This window comes from Streptomyces sp. NPDC058751, assembly GCF_042746485.1.
Taxonomy (GTDB): domain Bacteria; phylum Actinomycetota; class Actinomycetes; order Streptomycetales; family Streptomycetaceae; genus Streptomyces.
Map to the genome: position 1 here is coordinate 1 of NZ_JBHYPZ010000110.1, position 1,329 is coordinate 1,329.

General features: G+C 67.9%; 1 pseudogene. It reads right to left on the bottom strand.

The features are described 5' to 3' along the window. Nucleotides 1–57: 57 nt before the first annotated feature. Nucleotides 58–1,325: pseudogene (locus ACFW6B_RS41130) on the bottom strand (IS701 family transposase). Nucleotides 1,326–1,329: the final 4 nt, after the last annotated feature.

Consider the following 1,329-nt stretch of genomic DNA (forward strand, 5'->3'; position numbering starts at 1 on the left):
GACGGTAGTGGCAGCGGCGGGCCACCGCTTGGCGTCGTCGGCGCCAGTGCGACCAGCTCAACGCGTGGGTGCGGACGCGGGGGTCTCGGGGTGCGTGAGCTGCCAGGAGTCGCCGCACTTCTGCCACAGTGAGCGCGATGACCTCGGCATCCTCACCGGTGGATCCCCCTTTTCGGCTGCTCGCGCGCTCATCGCCGCGAGGAAAGCGTGGGCGAGCATGGCCAAAGTGATGTGCCGATACCAGCCGACGTAGCGACGGACCTCGTACTCGTCCAGGCCGCACTCGTTCTTGGCCGCCTGGAAACACTCCTCGATCGCCCACCGGGTGTCGGCGACGCGAACCAGTTCGTCCACTTCGACATCCAGTGGCGCATAGCCGAGGTAGTAGGCGATCTCGTTCGGCCGGCTCAGGCTGCGCCGTGCCAACGCCCACCGTCGACGGATCAGCACGCCGTCGTGGTGGTCGTATTCGACCACCGGGCGCAACTGGACGGCAGCCCAGTCGTACTCGCGTTGTCCCTTCGCGCCCGCGCCGCAGGAACGGCGTTCCCATGCCTGGTCGGGGGCCTGCTCGAAAGCCGTGTCGATGCGTGGGCCGGCCAGGGAGAACTGGGACTTGGGGATGGCCAGGACATAGCCGACGCCGGATGTTTCCAGCATCCGGCGGAAGCGGTTGTCCTGCCCATAAGCGGCGTCCGCCGTGACCCAGGCGATCGGCAGCGGCGAGGCCAGTGCTCTGCGGACGATCGTTGCCGCGAGGGTGTTCTTGGTGGCGAATTCCCGCTGGTCGGGGACCTTGGCGGCGCGGCAGCGGTCGCGGTCGTCGGTCCAGGACTTGGGCAGGTAGAGCTCGCGGTCCACCAGGGCGCGGCCGGCCGTGCTGGCGTAGGCGGCAAAGACGCCGATCTGGCAGTTTTCGGTGCGGCTGGCGGTGCCGGAGTACTGCCTTTGCACTCCGGCGGAGGTGGTGCCCTTCTTCAGGAAGCCGGTGTCGTCGATGATCAGGACACCGTTGGGGCGGCCGAGTTGTTCGGCGATGTAGGTCTGCAGGTCATCGCGGATGCCGTCGGGGTTCCAGCGGGCGCGGGAGAGCAGGTGCTGCAGTCCGTCGGGGTGGCGTGGCCGGCGTGTTCGGCCAACTGCCAACTGTTCTTGCGGGCCACCGGAGCGAGCAGTGCGCGTACGTAGTCCCGCATCCGGCGGCGTGGTTCAACACGGCCGAAGTGGTGCCCGATGCTGGCGAAGAGGTAATCGAGGTCGCGGTCCCAGGTCTCGGCTGCCTGTTCGGTGATCACGTCCTGAGGCTTCCCGAACCCGGGCGACATCTCT